This is a genomic window from Candidatus Thiodiazotropha sp. LNASS1, assembly GCF_964212655.1.
GTDB lineage: Bacteria > Pseudomonadota > Gammaproteobacteria > Chromatiales > Chromatiaceae > Thiodiazotropha.
In genome coordinates, this window is record NZ_OZ156465.1 from 130,628 (window position 1) to 151,491 (window position 20,864).

The 20,864-nt window shown below is 56.6% G+C and carries 1 protein-coding gene (cut by both window edges); it reads left to right on the top strand.

All 20,864 nt of this window come from inside a single coding sequence — locus AB8516_RS00625, Ig-like domain-containing protein, on the top strand. Of the gene's 45,414 coding nucleotides, 13,049 precede the window and 11,501 follow it; the stretch shown corresponds to coding positions 13,050–33,913, spanning codon 4,350 (partial) through codon 11,305 (partial); the first codon wholly inside the window starts at position 2. Both the start codon and the stop codon lie outside the window.

Sequence of the window (20,864 nt, forward strand, 5' to 3'; positions counted from 1 at the left end):
GTTTAATCACGAGATCAGCTTTGCCACAGGCAGCGCCACGGGTCCCAAACTGGAGCTGGTGGAGATGTCTCCAAGGGCCTTGGAGGTTTCAGGCGGTGAGTTCTTTGTAACGTTGCGCAATGTCGCGACCCTGCCGCAATTCACACTCTCCGGTGGAGCGGCGCCGGTCACTTCCCAGGAGGTGTTGCCCAATGGCGATATTCAATATCGGTTGGATGCGCCTCAGAACCTTCCGGGACCGGCAACCCTGCGGGTCGCCACCGCCGACGGAACCTCAATCACACGCATCGGCGCGGTTCACTATGTGCAGCCGTTGTTGGTGTCGAGTCTGTCGCCAAGCCAGGGTTCACTCACCGGGGGCACGAGGGTCCACATCAAAGGGCAGGGATTCCGCCAGGAGGATGGCCAGATAGAGGTACTGTTCGCTGGCTTTCCCGTGGCCAACGGAGAGGTCAAGGTGCTCGATACGGAAACCCTGGAGGTGATCACGCCCGGCGGAGCGATCGGAACCGTGGATGTGACCGTGATTCTGCCCAACGGCCAGCAAGGGGTGCTGGAGCAGGCCTACTCCTATCAACAACCCGTGCAGGGCAATATCGAGTCGATCGGCCGCATATATGACTTGGTGCTGGATCCCACCGGAAGCTTCCTGATTGCCGCGCAAGGCAATGAGGGGGTTTATATCTATGACGTGAATGCCGGAAATTTCACGGCGGATCAGGAGAATCCGCTCAACCTGGATGATCTGCTGAATTATATCGATCGGGACGGTGATGGAAGGGATGATCGCATCCTGACCAATGTCTCCCTGCCGGGCGGCTATATTGCAGTGGGTGTCGTACCCTACTTCGAACGGGGAGCCGACCGGATTTTTGTTACCGGCGTACGCCTGGCCGACGGGGTGCCGCAAGCTGCGAGTCTCTTTGTCATTGCCTTCGACTCGGTCGATATCGGCAACTCAACGCTGATCCGTCAACTGGAACTGCCCTCGGCCTCGGCCCGCGGTCTCAGCTCGATGAATAATCGCGTGTTGGTAGCGATGGGAGAGGCGGGATTCGGTATCGTCGATACCTATCTGCACAATAAGATCTATCTTACCGACGCACTGGCGATGCCTGCTGATAAACCGTTGCTGGATTTAACTCAGTTACCTGTTTCCACAGGCGAGAACAGCCGATACGTTGCGGTCGGTGGTGATTTTGATTTCGCAAATAATCGCCTGGTCGAGATGGAACGCGTGGGCGGTGGCGGCTTCTATGTCATCGAGCTGGATGATGAACTGGGACTGCAGGTTATCGCCAGCCTCGATATTCCCGCCAGCCGGGTGCGTGTCCTGGGAGATTACGCCTATCTTGCCGCAGGGGACGGCGGGTTGGTTGTCGTCGATCTACGCAACCTGGAGCAACCGGCCATCGTCGCGCGCCTCACGGATGTGGGTTTCATCTATGACCTCGATGTGAATGGCAATACCCTCTATCTGGCGCGTGGGGATGCCGGTGTGTTGACAGTGGATATCACCAATCCAATGACTCCGCGAATCAGTGAAGGTATGGAGGCATTTGACGGGAATTTCATCGATGCCGTTGCCGGCGGCCGCTATGCGGTGATCTCCGGCGGATTGAGCGGCGATGACGGAGCGACCGTGGTTCAGATCGCTCAGGATGTGATCCTGAAGCTGGTGGATGTGATACCCAGTGAATTCCTCGACAGACAGCCCGGCGGATCGGTGGAGATACGCGCACGTTTCAACAAGGCGATCGATCTGTATGCACCGAATAGTGGCCTGTTTCACCTGCTTGATGCACAGGGCCAACCCCTATCCACGACAGTCGCAATCACCAACAATGATGCACTGCTCGCCCTGAGTAATAGCGCAATTCAGTCACTCTCCGTGGGGGATCGAGTCACGCTGGTTGTTGAAGCCGGCGTGGCGTCCGTCAAACCGGAAGCGAACGGGGTCGATTATCTGACACTCTATGAATTGGGCAGTGAGCAGCGCACCGAACTGCTCTACAGAGGTTCGAGACCGGACCGGATCTCTATCGAAGCGGTTGTCCCCCGGCGTGTGCGGTTGGCGCAGGCGGAGACCATTACCGTGTCTGTGCTTGGCGCACCGTTGGATCCGCAGCGGCTCCGGCTGTTTGTCGGTGACCGGCCGCTGAACATCGAGGCTGTCTACAGTGAAGACGATGCGGAGGCTGTCGCCATTCTGAGTGCGCAAGTGCCGCCCATTCTCCATCCGGGACAGTTTGATGTGACTGTCGAGGTTGAAAAGGACGGCCTCTGGCAACCGGCGACCCTGTTTGGCGGTCTGGTGGTCGATGCGCCGATCAGCTTTGATTCGATTACGCCGCTCTGGGGGCCGGTGACGGGCGATACGATCGTTACCCTGACCGGCCATGGATTCGAGCCGGGCAATACCGTGATGGATGGTTTGAGGATTCGCATCGGCTCCCTACCGGTACGGGAGATTGATGTGCTGTCGAACAGCTTGATCAAGATTACCACACCGCGGGGTGTTGCCGGGCTGCATGATGTGCATGGCGAGGATCGCTACGGAAATACCACAACACTTTCCGGCAGCGAGGGCTTCGGCTACGGCCTCAGACAGCTGGCCGCAGTCAGGCCGTCGCTGGTGTTTCCCAGCGATATCTGGATCGACCGGGAGACCGGGGTTGCCGTCACCAACGGCGGTTATCTGCACCAAGGTTATGAGTTGCAGAATGCCGACGGGGTTAATTTTCCCGATACCACCCGCGCCGCGACCTTCGATATCCAGGATCCCTACCAACCGATGCTGGTTGGCGGTGAGTCATCGCTTCCGTCGGGTGCCGAAGGAAGAGGCCAGCTATTGATGAAGGTCGCCGCCCTGGCCATCGAAGCCAAACGTATGGCCATCGAACTATTTGGTGATGAACTGGAACTCACACCTGAAGAGCTACAGTTGCTCGAGAGACAGAGAGCGATGGATTTTGCCGTGGCGCTTGATTCCATCGATATACAACCGGTGGTTGAACATGAAGAGGGGGTCGATAGAAAACGGCTCTATGTGGCGACCGGCAACGGTGGTGTCGCACGCCTCAATCTAGATGACCAGAACGGTCTGCAGCTCATCCATGAAGAACCGGTCGTCGACAAAGTGACCAATGTGGAGAAACAGGGAGATGCCTTGTATGCCGTAACCGCTTCGTTCGATGGTGACCCACCGGATAGCCTGGACTGTGTACATGGTGGTGCGGAGAGCGAACCCCGCCGGGTGGAGCAGTTCAATTACCAGGTTGGCCGTGATCCGGTTAATCTCGGTGCGCTTTCCGGGGCAGTAGGCGGTACTGCCGCCCATCTGCATCGAGGATGGCTCTACAGCGGAGGCAATCATGGTGCGGTCTCTTGGAGCGAGCCCTGTATGCCTGCATGGAATACCTTTACGGCAGCCGCTCCCCAGGATGGGCCGAGTCTGTTGTCTGCCGTCAATCTCTACGATCCCGCACTGATCCGCCAGTTCGGCTTCGAGGGTAATGTGCATGATCTGGTGATCTATGGCGATTACATCATTGCAGCCGTGGGCGATGTCGGTATCGAAATTTTCCGCGTGGAGAGACCTGAGTCCAGGGTTCGTCTACCCATCGACAACACGCTGCAAGCGCACGCCGGACGTGCAGTGCAGCTGAAGCTCTACGGCAGTCTGTTGTTTGCGGCGACCGACACTGGTGTCCTGGTCGTCGATCTGGCTCAACCGATGAATCCACGGGTCGTCTCCGCCGGTAATGAGGAACTCATCAAGAGCATTGATCTGTATAAAGACAGACTGGTTGCCGGTGGCGGTGAAAGCGGGTTGCGTATACTGGAATTGCCGGCCGCTCTGGTGACCGGCGCCTCGATCGCTGAAGGAGGTCTGCTCTCATCGAATCAGTCTCATGAGCTGACGGTAACCTTCAATGAACTGATGACGACGGTATCCCTGGAACAGCCCGACGCTATCCGTCTGGTGAGCATCGATGGCAGCAGCGGACAAGAGACCGATGTGGCCTTCACGTTAACCGCCGTTGGTGGAGATGCTGAGGGTTCGGATCGCTATCGGTTGACATTTGATCGTGTTCCAGGCGCGGCTATGCGTTTACAGATCGATGATGGGCGTAATCGACGCGGCAGTGGTTTGTGGGCGCCCTATGTATTGCATTTTCAGATTACCGAAGAACCGGCGCTTCAGCCCAGTATAGCGGCGATCGAGAACGGTAACTTCCATCTCGGACGTCAGGAGACGATCACCATCAGAGGAGATGGTTTCAGACAGAACGGTCTGCAGCTGTCGGTCAATCAATATCCCGTTTCATACCAGTGGATCGACCCGCAGACCATCCAGATTCCCGCCCATGCGTTGGATCTGCTTCCGATTCAAGTGGGTCAGCAGCATCTGCGCCTGAATGACGATGGTTTGGTGACCGATTGGCTTGGTGGTCTTGTGGTGGGCGATGGAGCATTGTTATCCGATGTACAGTTCGAGATTGCTCCGGATGCCGGCGACCAGGATGGCGGGCTGCTGATCGAGGTCAACGCATCGGAATCCGTGATTCTTCCCGGCACCCGAGTTGTGTTGCGCGCCAACAGCAGCGCTACGGAGATCTATACGGGCCGGAGTCCTTTGGATGAAGCGGAGGGTCAGGAGACGATCGATTTAAAGGACAATGTGGTGACTCTGGATCAATTCACTTTTGTCCTGCCCGGTGTAGTGGACCCGGATCTCTATAATGTTTATCTGCAGATTCCGGCCAATGACGGTTTGCATGAGATCCATGTCGGTGATTTCTCCTATACCCTACCAAACGGACTGGGTATAGATCTGCCAAATTATCCGCCGATGCAGATCGGCGCCTCGATGGTTGCGGGAGACCTGATCTATGTCGGAGTCAAGGCCGGCGCACGGCCGACCCCGACCAACCGTTTCCTGATGGAAGCCGGTCTCGAAATCTACGATATCACCCTCTGGGAAAGGCCGGTCAGGTTATCGCAATTGCCTATGGCTTATGCGGTCAACGGTCTAGATCTGTCAGACGCGCAGCTCTTTCTTGCCAACGATCTCGGCGGCTTGCAGCTGCTCGATGTCAATGATCCGGAAGAGCCTCTGCTGATCACCACTTTCCATCTGCCCAGTCACCGAGCCATGGATGTGGCGGTCGACAGGCAGCGGGAAGTGCTAGCGGTGGCCGCGGCAAATGACTTGGGTACCGGATACATTCGTTTCTTCGATCTGCGTAAGGATGATCTGGGCGCCGCCGACGATTATCCGAATATCGATTTCAATGGTCTGAGCGGGAGCGAGGCGCTGTTTGGCGCACCTGTCGATATCCAGTGGTCCAACGGACAGCTTTATGTACTTTTTATACGTGACCGGCAACTCCATGTCGCTGTGTTCAGTGAGTTCGGCGCAAACCCGGTATACGATGTACATCCTTTGGAGCGTGCCGATTTGGATGGCCGTCTCGACCCGGTTACCCGGTTGCAAACGCCATCGATGCAGATTCAGCAAGGCCTGCTTGCCGTCACCACCGGCAGTCAATATCTGATGTACGAACCGGACAGCAATGGCGATTACCAGGTGAGTTATTGGCAGCAGATCCACGAAGGGGGTGGCAGCGAACTGCTGAGATACCAGGGTAGTCTGATGCAGGCGAACCCTGATGGGGTTGGGGTGAATATCACCCCGGATCTGGTTATCAGCGACATCATGCCGGCCAGCGGAAGCCAGATTGATGGTGATGATACGATCACGGTTCATTTCAACAATCTGATCAACACCGATCCGGTACATATTGGGCAGGTGGTTCAGGTGCTTGACGCAAATGCTCAACCTGTGGCCGATGCGGTCATCACAGCGATCAACACCCTCTATGGCGCGCAGCTCGAGGTCTCTTTCGCCGGCAGTTTCAGTGGCGACCTGACGCTGAATGTCAGCCAGGACCTGCTGGATATCCATGGTCACAACCTGCGCCAGCCCGTGAGCTTAGGGTATAGCAGAGTGGCGGAGCTCGGACCCGTCGTGGACTCAGTGGCGCTACTGACCAACGAGGGACCGGCATCCCACTTCTTCCATGGTGACGGTAGCGAGATCGGTTTGATCAGAGGTGCGAACTTCGGCGGCGACTGGGTCAATATACAGATCAGGGTCGGTGAAACCCTGCTCGACAATAGTGCGATCACTATGGTCAGCGATAACGCGATCGAGTTCCAGATGCCCGATCTCATGTTCGGTAGCCGTTCGGTGAACCTGCCGGTTGAGGTGGAACGCACCGATTCGGGATTGAGTTATGTGAGGTATGGCGCTGTATCGATATTACCCCAGTTCGAGATCGATGATATTTATCCTCATACCGGTCCTCCACAGGGTGGCAACAGGGTCAGTATCTATGGCCGTGGATTCAGTCATCGTAATCTGGTCAGGTTTGCCGGCGCCCTGGCCGGGGATCTGCGGGTATACAGCAGTAATCACATCGAAGTACAGGCGCCTGCCGGAAGCTTCGGGCCCGCACCGGTCACGCTGGAGAGTGAACTCTTTCCGGGGGAGACCGCCACCTCACCAGTCGACTATTTCTACTCCGGCAACAGCACCGGATCGGTCAATCTCTCCGACGATAGATCCTCGCCTGTTGCAGCGATTGAGCAAGGCGATCAACTGATCTACCTGGTTACCGGTGGTTCCTTCGATGTCGTCAATGAACAGGGCGTCACCACCAATCGTCTGACCAGCCCTGTGGCCAGACTGGTGGTTGCCGATGTTTCCGATCCCGTACACCCGGTTATCATCAACAAGCCTTTCGCCGACGGTGAGAAGCCCTACCATTTCGATGTCACCGGCGGCCTGGCACCGACTGGTTTTGCGGATATCGCACGGGAAGGCAACAACCTCTATCTGGTAGGGGCAAACCGGTTCTACCATTTCGATACGACCTTGCCGGCCGACCCGCTACTGCTCAACAGTCGGACACTGGTTGCCGATGCCAGCAGCCTGGCGGTTAAGGACGGTATGATCTATATCGCCGGTTCCAATGGTGTGGAACTCTACCGGGTTACCGCCGACCGGCAGTTACGCCACCTCGGCATTATCTCCAGTGAACGATTGCAAGGGGTGCCCGGAAAACTGCATATCGATGGTAACAGCCTGTGGGTTACCTTGCCTCAGGCTCAGCATATCGTCGAAGTTGAGTTGCAGAGTGGGCAACATAACCTGGTGCGCAGCTTTGTCACCGAAGATCGGGCCGGTAACCGTTTTCTACCCGAGGACCTGCTGGTTGTTCGCGATAAGGTACTGGTATCTAGCGGTGTCACCGCCAGTGTACAGCTCTATCATCTGGACAACGATCATTCCGCAAGTCCGGTTGCCGAATTGAGGCTCGCCTACCTGGTGCCCAACGGCGATCTGTATGCCGGACAGCTTGTTCTTGCAGGACAGACTTTGCTGGTGGCTTCCGGTCAGGGGGATGTTCAGCTGTTCGATATATCCGCTTGGCTCGATAATCGTATCCTTGATGCCACGCCGTTAACGAACTACTTCGCCTTAACCGGCAATACCAATGCGGTGACCTTTACTCCAGCTGCTATCTACGCGGGTACCTCCTTCGTCTATGCCGATGGTGAGGCGGTGGAAAACCCGGTTCCCGATAGTGTAGTAGCCAATCATCTGGGCGGCGGTCTCAACACCATAGCCAATGAGATGTTGATGATAACCGGCCAGCATCCTGTGCCGGGTGGAGAACTGGCCGTGGACCAGGATCTGGCGGTGCAGTTCAATCGGGTACTCGATTTCTCCCAGGTTGAAGATCAGAATACCAACCTGATCGAGGTTACGCTGGATGGCGTACCGGTTGCAGGCAATGTTTCTCAAATGGTCAATAATGATGGTTCACGCCTGATTTTCAGACCTTTGCAGGAATTCCAGGACGCCACACAGTACCAGGTTCGGATTTCACACCTGGTCAGGGATCTGCACGGTAATGAACTGGGCGAAGAGTATCGCTTCCGGTTTGTCGCCAGTAGCCAAGCGGCGCCGCAGGTCACCTCTGTACTGCCCGTCTCCGGTAGTTGGCGGGGCGGTGAGGTCATCACCCTGAGAGGCAGCGGTTTTAGTGGCGATACCGAGGTCGAAATCGGCGGTCTGCCGTTAGCGGCCAGTGACATCCTGGTGCGGCATGAAGATGAAATTCAGTTCCGGGTGCCCGGGCTGGCCGCTTCTCCGCAGCGGAATCTGCTGGTCGGACTGACGCTGCGCAACGGGCCGAATGAGTTCTTCCGCGGCGGCGCTTTTACTTACGTGGCCGATCCATTCATCGATGCGATTGGCCAGTACGACAGAAGCACCGGTGTTTTCAATGGTACGGATCATCTGTTTGTCTACAACGCCGGGGAAGCGTTTGCAATCCGAGGCCGAGGTTTGGGTGAATACACCCGGGTACGAATCAACGGTAGAGAAGTTACAGATGTTCGCTTAGAAGCGGCTGACATGATCAGCATGCCTCTGCCGCATAACACCCTTGGCGAACTGCTGGTTGAAATCAGCAACGGGGATTTCGGCGACGATACGTTGCAGAACCAAGATCTCAATATCGAACTCGAATTCACCCTGCGTATCGATGAGGGAGCGCAATACGCTGTACAACATGGCGATCTGCTCGCTACGGCCTATTCGAATGAGGTCAGGCTGTTCAGCGTGAGGGACTCGGCGGCGCCTCTCTTTCTGTCAATACTCGATGCATCCGGAACGATCCATGGTCTTACTATGGATGAACAGAGCCTGGTGGTGTTGACGGGGGATCGCCGGGATGTGCAGGTCTTCGATATCAGTAATCTCTACGCCCCACAAAGCGCCAATAGCCTGATCAACAACCGGGGTGTCGATTATCAGGATCTTCATCTTGCTGCCGGTAATATCTATATACGTGCGGGGGATGAGCTTCACTACGGCAATACCCTCAGTCCGGAACTTGCTTCACTGCCCCTGCGCCAAGCCGGTGATCCGGAGCTGGTCTCTGTCAATGCCGATTCCAAGGCGCTCTACATACTCTATGCTGACCATCTGGAAGTGCGTGACCTGCAGGATCCCTCAAGGCTTGTCACCAGCTACTATCACGGCTTTGCAACCGCGGACGGTATGCTGCTCAGTGAGAACAGAATTGCTGTTACCGCCATCAGTCAACTGGAGTTGTTGAGCATCAATCGCCTGCTGACCGCCAGCGGTGATCCACTGGTAGGTCTTTTGGATCTGCAGAGCGGTTTAGCAAGAGAAGCGGCCATCAACGGTGAATTGCTGGCTATGGTGAGTAACCACGTGCTGGAAGTATTCGATATGAATCTATCTGGCGGGCGTCAGCTTAGTCTCGACCTGATGGCGAGGGTTCGACGTAACCTATCGGTGATGAGCAATCTTACCTCTCTTCAGTTCAATGCCGGCCTGCTCGGCTGGGTCAGTCGCGACAGCTATTACAACGTATCTGTTCCGGTGGCCAACACCTGGCATTTCGATCCACAACGTATTGCAACTGCTAATGAGACCTTATCAATCCGGGTTGCAGGTGATATTGAACCCTGGAATCAGGCAGAGATCAGTGTCGCCTCCCTGACCGACAGCAGTGAAGTGCCGGGTACGACCCTGCTGGAAGGACAAATGCTCAGCTTTATCCCGCAGGGAGATCTCTTTGCTTTGGGTGAAGTCTATCAGGTGGCCTTGTCGCAATCCCCTGGCGAGTCGGTAGACGGTGCAGCGGTAGTTTTCGATCTGCCGTACTTCATCACTACCGAACTGCTCTTCGGCGTGACGGCGTTCGATCTGGAATCCCTGTCCCCGGGTATAGTAACAGCGGGTTCGGTCAACCGTTTTGAACTCAGAGGACGTTATCTCCAGCAGGTGGAAGAGCTGCAAGTCGGCAGCCTGATTCTGAGCGCTGGTCAGTTCGATATCGATGCATCAGGCCAGACCATCTATTTTGACGCCATCCTTAATGAAATCGGTTTTCACTCCCTGCAGGCGCGCCAAACCTCCCAGCGGGATGTGATTCCCATAGCCGTATCGGTTGTTGAACCCTTGGTAATCAGTGCTATCTCCAGCGACCATGCGGATGGGCTCGACCGGGTTGGCGATACCGGTGGAGATCAGGTCACCATCATGGCGGGCGGGTTGTCCGCGGGCATCGAGCTGCATTGGTATCCGGCCGGCCAGGGTATCGTACCGAATCAAAGCAATCGAATCGATTACCAGATGCTGGATGACCGGATTGAGTTTGTCTCTCCTGGAGGACTGCCAGATCAGGTCTATCAGGTCACTCTGATGAGAGAGAGCACCGGGGAGCAGGTCGAAGCGGCTACGGATCAACTGCTGCTGGTGATCGACGATACGTCACCGGAAGTCAATGTCATCAATCAGCTCGATTATTTGACACCGCTGATATTGGAAGGCTCAGAGCCGATCAGGGCTACATCACCCAGCAGCTACCGGGTCATCAAGACCTACAAGGACTATGAGACTCACGCCCAGCCGATACTCGATATCAGCGATCGCTTCGAGCCCTTGATCAGTCAAGGCAATAACCTGATCCTGCGCCTTATCGAAGGCGCCAGTCTGGAACACAATGCGATCTATCAGGTCACCATAGAAGGTATTCAGGATCTGCAAGGCAATCAAGCTTTCGGCGAGACCCTCACGGACGGAACCTATAGCGGGCGCTTCAGCGCCCAGGATCTGCTAGCGCCCAGCTATGACAGTATGAGTGTGACTATGGCTGATGGAGCCGTGTTGACCGATGCAACCCAGCTCAAGCGCGGCAATCGATATACCTTGAGCCTCAGTGCGACAGACAACTATGTAGAGTCGGATCGCATCAGCTTTACTTACCGCGTTTCCAGCAATGGCGGGCTCAGCTATCGTACCGGATGGTTGAATGTGGAGCGGGGTGAGATCGACCTCAACATCGGCAGCGATTTTCACAGCCTGCAACTGCTTGTGCGCGCCAGTGATGGAGTCAACAGCGTCGATCGCATCTTTAGCGCGATGGTCGTCGATCCGAGTATTGAGCTGGGCAGCCCGGGTTTTGTGACAGAACCTTCGCCGGTGGAAGAGCTGCAACGAGCCGACCTGGTCTTCAACCTCAGCGGCGATGTGGATCTGATTGCCTCCACGCAGATCAGAGTGCTTGAAGAAAGCTGGACCGATGTCGCCTACGATCAATTGAGTCGCCAGGCACGTCTCTCCTATGTACATCCCAGACTGAGTGATCTGCTGCCTGATGGCGCAGCGATCGAGCCCGTGTCGGTACCGGTTTCGTTGCGCATCGGTTATGGTCAACCCGGTCAGGAGAGCTATATCAGGTTTGATCAACAATATATGTTGATGCCGGACGACACCCCTCCAACCCTGCAGATCGTGACGCCGCGGGATGGCGACTTCGTTCAACGGGGCGGTCAGATCGATCTCCTGCTGAGCAGTTTTGACCGCTTCGGTATCGACTATGTTGAACTCTGTCTCAACAGCAGCGCGACGCCGGATCCGTTTACCGATGTTGCCGCCTGCCGACAGCTGGCCAATCCCAACCGCTTCAGTTTCGATGTCGCGGTGGATGAGACGGCGGATCAGGTAGTCGTTGCCAGGGCTGTGGATTTGAACGGCCATCAGAGTCCGGTGGTGAGCATCACCCTGCATCCCTACGATGGACAAGAGGGTGCGCCGGAACTGAGCTTGCTGGAACCCGACAACGGCACCCAGGTGCATGGTGGAGAACCCCTACCGCTACGCTTGAGGATGCGTCGTCTGACTTCGGCGACGCTGTATGCTGAAATTGGCGCTGATCCCGCCCATGCGGGTAATCCCGCTCCCCTGGAGATCAGCCGTCTGGCGGATGATCCGGAGGTTGTCGATCTGGAGATCACCGTACCTGCGGTTGCGCAAAGCACTGTGGTATTGCTCAGAGCCGAGGGTGTCTTCGATAGCGGTGTATTGAGTAGTGAACTCTATCTCAACGTAGTAGCCGATCATGGCATCGATGAAGATATCGATCTGCTTCTGACGCCTCAGACTAGAATATTGTCGGGCACCGATCTTTGGATCTCCGGTTCGCAACCGGCGGGTATGGATGATTTCAACAGCGACTCTTTGCTGGAAGTCAGAGACCCCGCCGATTCGGTCAACCCTCAGTCATTCACGATGGATGGTAACCGGCATACTGTTTCGGTCGGTGCATCCGGCGCTGAAGTCGAGGTCAGTGCGCTGTTGATGGATCGCTCCGGACATACCAAATCGAGGGTGGAGCGGCTTCAGAAGATCGCCTATCTGCAATCACAGCGCGAGCCGGTTTATCAGTTATCCGACAGCCAATACCGGATATCCGACCTGACAAGCCTACCCGGCGCCGACAGTGAGATAGTGTGGGTGGAAAGCCATCACAACGACGGCTATCGCATACGTGGCGTAGCGACGGTGCTCGATCAACAGAGTTCTGGACAGGTCAGCGGGATCAGCTTCACGGGTAGCGGCCTGGCGGCGCAAATTCGCCGCAATGGTGAGGACTGGGTGCGCTTTATTCCGCTTGAGAATGGTGCATTCGGTGCCCCGGTAGAGCAAAAGATACTGGGCGACCTGGTTGGGGCCAGCGGGGACTATCTCTATTTGCGTCATGGCGATTTTATCAGTGCGCTGAACTATCGGGTGGGCGTCCTGATCCCTGTCGCCGGTGTGACTGTTACCGATGAGATCATCGGTCTCACTGCAGACAGGGGACGTCTGGCGGTACATACCCAAACCGGTATGACAATGCTGCGATTAGGCGGCAACCACATACCGCGACTTGAGGTAGCCGCCCAGCTGCCATTGCCCGGTGTTTCGAAGTTGTCTCTGAATGGCGCCAGATTGTTGGCCTGGGATATGGCTAACCAGGTTACGCTCTACGATCTGGTCTGGAGCAATGGCGTATTGACGGCCAATCTGCTGCATAGTTTCGACACCCACGGAGCGGTCAGCGATATCTTATGGGACGGCGAACTGGTCTGGCTCAAGGTTGCCGGGGACCGGGGAGAGGTGCATTGGCAGCAATGGCTGGATGGGGAACGGCTAGGCTCCTTGTCGGCCGATGATGATGAGATCGAGATTACCGCCGGTCTTCTTTACCGTGCTAAGAACAGCTATGACGGAGCTACTGTTGAGCGCCAGACCATCGCCGGTGGATTTACAACCACCAGCGCGGTTGTTACCAGCCACGCGCTGCCGTTCGGGCTGCTGATCACGGAAAATACGGCAACCGACGCCATGGGATTGAGAGAAGCCTATTTTACCGACCAGGCTGGCCGGTTGCTGCCGGCGTCAAAACTCCAATACGCCGGTGAGCTGGACAGTTACCTGGGGACTCAGGTTGCCCAGGGTGACGCCTGGTTCATTGCCGCCAACCAACTGCCCGCCGAGCTGGTGATGCACATCCGCGACCATTCTGCTCAGGCGCAGAGCCATTCGCTGATGCCCGATACCACCGAGAGTGGCGTGCCAAGTGTCGTTTGGCCCGCCGATGGCGAGAGCATCGTCAGTGGCGCTCAGCTTCCGGTAAAAGTCGAATTTGCCGCAGGCACCCGGGCAAACCAGGTCTCAATCATCCATCAGGGCGAGACCTTCCCGTCTCTGCTGACAACTGAAGGTGTTGCTTATCATTGGATGCCGACCGCTGAGGATGCGGTCAGCTTGGATTATCTTCTCAACTATGCCGGGTTGCAGCAGACGGTCAATCTGAATCCCGTGACCAATGCCCAGAGTGCATCCATCACGATTTCCGGATTGCAGAACAACCAGTTGATGGCGGAAGGCGAGACCCTTTCGTTCGGCTACCAGGTCACCGTAGAGGACGGCCATCTCTTCAACTACGGGGAAGTGAGCCTGGAAGATTTCAACGGCAACCGAGTGGTCACACTACCGCTCAGTGAAGCCCAGGGAACGCTCAGTGTCAGGCTTCCAGCTGTCCAGGTGCAGGATAACTACTTCCTGCGCATAAGGGCCTATCTGGATGCCGATTACCGCTATACCGAGACACAGGTCGGTATCCGGGTTGCTCCCAGACTCGATCTGCCTGAGATGAATCTGGTCGGTTTCTCTTCCCATATCGCAGACGGATCCGAGCTGGATCTGCAGTTGACGGGATTCGATCCGGCCCGTTATCAGGGTGCTATCACGATCTACGATGGACAAGGCGGGCTGTTATTTACCGGCAACGAAAGCCTGTTCGTCACCCTGCCTGAAGGCTTGAGTGAAATCGAAGTCGTGACGAGTCTCGACGACGGTTTCGGGAATGTTACCGAAGAGCGCTACAGCGCCAGCATCACCAACGGCATGAATCTCACGCTTGATGCGGCTACCCTCGCGTTTGACGCATTCGAACCCGATGTGGGCGGTTACTGGTATAGCGATGGCCGCGAACTGTATAACCAGAATGGCCTGGTTTATACCGCCGATGGCGAAATTACGGCCATTGCTCATGTCGATCGCTATCTACTGATTGCGGTGCAAGGTTTCGGTCTCTATCTGCTTGACCCGGCCAACGGCTATGGCGTGATCAGTACTGAACCGCTCGCTGTTGGTGTTACGCTTTTGGCTGCGGGTGAGAATGGCGTAGCGGTGGGTTACGGTTCCAATCTGGATCTCTATTCAGCTCAGGGGGCTGATCTGAGGCTCGAACAACACCTGGATCTAGCGGAGGGTGTGATCGATGTCCATGCTTATGGTTCCGGTTATCTCTTCCTCACCGCCTCGCGGTTGACCTCGATCGATAGCGGTGGCACAACCCTGGCTGCGCTGCAGGGCAACTACTTCACAGCCATGACGCTGTCGGGCGAACGGATATTCGTGACCGATGCTGCCGGCAACCTGCGGCAACTCGATCCCCAGCTCCAGGGAGCGGCTATCGCCCTGGCGGTCGATGCGGAGCGTCTGTTCAACCTGAGCGGCAAACTGCTTGCGCTGAACGGCAGCCTGGGGCGTGTGCAGTTGATTGATATCGCATCTGAAACCGGTTTGCAGAAATCGGCCCAATGGACGCTGGCAATCCAGACCGATATTTCCAGGGCGGAGATGGCCGGTGGCCGGATCTGGTTGGGTGGTACAGCCGGGCAGGTCCTGCAGATAGATCCGGGCTTAGCGGAATTCGTGACCCTCCATGACAGTAATCTAAATGGCGCCGGCGTAAGCGGACGCTTAGTGGACATCACTCTGCATCGTGGTCAATTGATTGCCGCAGCGGATAATTATGGATCCCAGGTTTTCACACAAATGCCTGACCAGGGTTGGACGATGCGCGGTTATCCGGGACGGGCCTATACGGAATCGGCCACTGCCGTCGATGGGGCGGGGGACTATCTGTTTGTACTCCAGCCCGAAATGCAGCGATTGGTGGCCCTTGAGCAGGGGAGCCTGACGCCAACGGTTGTGTTCGACCAGCTCATGTTGAATGGTCTGGCAGTGGTTAATGATGAAGTTGCGGTCTCCGCGGGTGGCTCGTTACACCTGGCGCATCTCAATGACTTCAGTGTGCAACGCACGATTTCCGTAAGCGATGAATCATTGGCGGAGATCGATGCCAGCGGTTCATTGCTGACCGCGGTGACCGATACGGGGCGTCTGCTGCTTGTCGACACTACACCTGAACGGCTGGAGCGTGAACGGGTTGTCGATCTGAGCAGCCATATGGGATTCGGGGTCTCGCAGGTCAACCTGAGTGGTGATCTGATCTTTGGCCGGGTAGGTGATCAGTTACAGCAGCTCAATCTTGCTGACTACACTGTGGATACCGTACCTGTTAGCGGCACCCTGGTGTTCCATGCCTTGCAAAGAGGACGTCTGTGGGTTGTGACCGAAGAGACAGGCCAATTTGTCTTGCGGGCATTCGATCCCTATCAGTTGCAGGCGATAGACAGTGGTGTGACCTTGACACTGGATGGTATTCCCACTGCACTGTCGGTGGAACATGACCGTATCGCCATTGCCTACGGCTCCGACAGGCTGCAGATCTTACGTCTGCCCAGGCAATTGTCGGTCGGTGAGCGGGCGTCGGATAATCCCGCACCGAAGAGCCGTTATCATGCGACTCAGCCTGTTGCGGTTACCCTGGACGATCAGAACCTGGCCGCTGCCGCTTACCTGATCAACGGAACCCCGGTAACTACCGTAACCGAGGCACCTTTCGATCGTCATATACCTATACCGCCACAACTGCCTAATGGTCAGTCTTTCTATTTGACCACCCGGGTTGAGTTTGAGTCCGGGTTGGTGGCCGAGTCCAATCCGAGACAGCTCTACCTGCAATCGGAAAACAGTGTGTCCAACCCGTTTGATGTAGCGCTCTCCTTTAGTGAGCATAGTTGGGAGCCTGTACCGTTGACCCTGAGCGCCGAAGTTGTGGGCAGCAGTCAGCCGATCGCCGCGGTTGAGTTTCTCATGGCGGCTGAAGAGACAGGTCCCTGGCAGCAGATCGAACAACAGTTCGGGCCGGTATTCGAGTTGAGCCTGAGTATCGGTAGCGAATACAGCGGTTACTACTTCAAGGCCAGAGGCGTGGATGTCTTCGGTAACGCGGCAGAGTCGATGCCAAGACGTTTCTTCCGTCATCAGGATGTGGTGGCACCCACTGCAACCCTATCGTTGATCGGCAGCGAGGTTCAATCTGATTTGGGGCCCGTGGTCGCCGGATATCCCTACCGCCTGCATATCGCTTTGAATGACGAGGGCAGCGGAGTGGCGCGCGCATTGCTGCATCGGGACGGTGAGCTTGTCAGTGCCGCTTTCTCCGACGGGGTGATCGAATATCATGACATTCTAAACGGTATCGCCACGGTCAACTATTCGCTGCAGGTCATCGATCAGGCGGGTAACACTTCAACCGGCGAACTCACTGTCAGCTCCGTGGCGGACGGGCATCCGGTTATCCAGGATGTCGGTCTACCCGCCGATATCCGTGAGCAGGGCCGCTTCAGCGTTACCCTTTCCGCGACTGATGATCTGGCCATTGATGCGGTGGAATTCGAGTGGAATGGCTTTACCCGCCGCTTCGAGATCAGTGGAAACGCACTGACGCAGCAGGTCTTCGAACTGGTCGACCAGCGCACAGATCGTATCGGAACGGCGCAACAGCAGCCGCTCAATATCCGGGTTATCGATAGCCAGGGCCAGATGGCTTTGATGCAACAGATGGTTACCGTTACCCCTGACCAGGCGCCCGATATCAATAACCTGGCGGTTAGCTTGCCCGATCAGGGATTCTATGGCGGCACGGCGACGGTCGTGCTGGGCAATCTGGACGCGGTTGATGATGCGCCGGGCGGACTCGTGCTGCGACTGCTGCATCCGGATGGCCAGCAGGTTCACGAATTGGCCGTTTTCAACCAGACGGTAGAGAACAGTTTCAGCCATCGTTTCAGTCTGCCCCTGGCGGCGCAAGTCAACGACGAGTACCGCCTCAAGGTCGAGGTAGCGGATGCGCTTGGTCAGACCGTCGAGACGCCGGAGTATGTCATTCCACTGAGACAGGCTCCCAATCAACTGCAGTTCGTCAATAACGATGTAACGGTCAACAGTCAGAACGTCCATGTCGGCGAGACCGCCCAATACCGGGTACAGGTGCTCGATACTTCCGCCAGACCGGTGCCCGGACAAAATATCCACTGGCGCCTGCGTCAGGCGAATGGCGCGACGACCTATGTGATTGGCGATACCCTGAGTGACAGCAACGGCGAGAGCACCTTGCCTGTCGATATTGCGTTCAGCGCCGGCGATTACTTCCTGAGGGCGGAACTGACACAACATCCTCTGGTGCAATATGCCGAGCTGCCGTTGACCGTCGCCGCGGGTGATACAGCAAATCTCCTGTTTGCTCACCTGCCGCCGGTGGTGGTGAATGAACCCTTCACCCTGCATGTTCAGGCTCGCGACGAGCAGAACAATCCAGTGACGAATGACAGTCAGACGGCGTTCTCACTATTGCTGCCCACCGGTTTCAGTTTCATACCTGCCGCCGGACTGGAAGTGGTCACAATCAACGATGGCCAGCATTCCGAGCGGGGTAACGTCACCCTGGTTACCGGTCAGGCCGAGGTACAGATTACGGCTGCCGTGACCGCTGGAGATTACCAATTGCCATTGGTGCTTTCCGATGGTTTGGGGGCCTACTACGACAATAGTGGAGCAGGGGGGATCTCTCCGGTTTCGGCCATACCCTTGCGCTTGATCGCCTCCGTACCCGCCAGCTTGAGATTCCTGGACGAGCATGGGGAGCCCCAGGGCGCTGTGCCTGCCACTTATGGCACCAAACATGTGGTCCCGGTACAGCTGCAACTGGTCGATAGCTACGACAACCCGGTCGCCGAAGTGGCCGGTGCGGATGCCGACTATACAGTAGACCTTGCTGTAACCGGCGCTGCGATGATCGATGGTGAGGCCGCTGCGGCGAGTGTCGCACTGCAGCGTGGAACGGCGACCTTCAGCGTCACCGACAACAGCTTCGAATCGGTGGTTGTGACTATCGCCGCTGTGCCCGAGGCCCTTGCCACAGTGGATACCTCCAGCGAATTCCACATCATATTCAGCGAACAGCCGCCTGAAATCGTCTCAGCCATGATCGATGCCGGTTTCGGCCGTGATTTGAGCGCAAGATTTGAATACGACGAGGCCGTGGAAACAACCGCCGCCAGTCCGCTGATCTCGATGAGTGACAACCAGGCGGCTCTCGCAGGCTCGGCGCAGCTCGACCAACAAACGGTGATCTTTACACCCGAGACGGCATTTGAGTTGAACCGCTGTTACGCCTATAGCACAACCGGCTCAGTGCTGGTGGGCAGTGTGCGCGGTGATGCTGTACTGGATCAGCAGGGTGAGCTCTGCGCGCCCCATGTTTTGATCGATCTGGACAGCCCGCTGCAGGTGCTGGAAGGTCAGCAGGTCACACTGCCGATCCGCTTCGGCAATGGCATCAACGCATACCGGATCAGCAGCGGAAGGGCGTGGCTGAATGAAGAGGAGCAAGCCTTTTCCTGGTTGGCAGGCTACCGTTCGGTATCGATCCCGCTCTACTCGGCCCGCAGCGACAATACCCTGGCCGACGGTGATAACGTCGAGTTGTCTTTAAGCGGATTACTGGATGGCGGTGAAGCGCTGTTGGTCGGTAATCGCCTCAGACTGCAGGTCTTTGTCGAAGATGCGGACTTCGATGGTGACGGCTTGAGCAACGGCGACGAGGTAATCTACGAAGGCCTCGATCCGACCCTGGCCGATAGTGACGGCGACACTGTGCCGGACAGCCAGGAAGATCTGGATGGCGACGGATTGCTGAATCTGGACGAAGTGACCGCGGGAACCCGGCTTGATCAGCGCGATACTGATCAGGATGGCCTGTTTGACGGCACCGAAGTGTTGACCCATGGCACCGACCCACTGCTGGTCGATAGCGACGGCGACGGTCTTAGCGATAACTTCGAAGTGAGCAATATCCCTTCATCCTCGCCGATAGATCGGGATACCGACGATGACGGTATCGATGACAATATCGAGATCGCAGACGGCCTGAATCCCAACGATCCGGCCGATGCCGACGCCGACGAGGATGGCGACGGATTGACCAATCTGCAAGAGGTTCAGCAGGGCACCGGCATTCGTGATACGGATAGTGATGATGACGGCGTGACCGATGGAGAAGAGGTCAATAACCTCGGTACCGACCCGACCAATCCCGATCATGATGGCGATGGACTGCTCGATGGGGAGGACAGCGAACCCGCCGTAGCGGATATCACACCGCCAAGCGTAACGCTGACTTTACCGGCGTCCGGCGCCTCACTGTTGAAAGGGCAGACCATCACCCTGTCGGCCGATGCGACAGATAACGGACGTATCGAAGAGCTGGCATTTCTGGTCAACCACAGCCAGATCGCTACCCTGACCGAACAACCCTATGCGGTCGAATTCCAGCTGCCGAGCGCCCTGGATCAGGTCAATCTCCAAGTCAGCGCCACAGACACTAACGGTAATACCACACTTACAGAAGAAGCTCTGTTCAACCTCGTTGACGATCCCTATACCACAGTGATCGGTTCGGTTGTGAATGCCCAGAGCGAATCGCTGGCCAATGTTACGGTCAGCAGTTACGGTCGCACTTCACTCACTCAGGCCGATGGTACCTTCGTAATTACCCAGGTACCGGTGGCGGCCGGTGAAATCCTGGTCTCCGCCAGCGGCGATTTGGGCGGTGAAACGGTCAATGCGGTTAGCACCTCCGTAACGCCAGTGTGGGGCGGAACCACCGACGTTGGCCAGATTCTGCTGGAGCGCACCACCGTCAATGTCGGCTACTTCTCCAGTGTCGGTAACACCGGCCAGGAGTGGCAGCGCCAGATAATCGAGCGGGCGGGTTATGACGCGATCAATACCGGTTCCCTGGCGACAGCGGATCTGACCGGGCTCGATATGCTGATGGTCGATACGAGCGACTATTCGAGTTACGAATACTACTTCAGGAATCATAGGCAGAAGGTCTTCGATTTTGTCAGCGCCGGCGGCTTGCTGGTGCTGCATAACGACCATCCCTACACGTCCGGGCTGCAGGATCTGCCCGGTTCGCCGGCCAGTGCGATACAGGAAGACACCTACCTCTACCGCACGAGGACCAACGGCGCCATCGACACGACTTCGCTGATCTACGAAGGCGTTGCGGGTCCGCTCGGTTCCCTGTACGAGAATTATTCGGTCTACGGCTATATCAATTTGGCTGATCTGGCACCCGCGGTTACGCCGTTGATGTACCGCGAGTCGTTCTCGAGAGGACGCATCTCTGCAATCACCTATGCCTATGGCGAGGGTCATATCTACT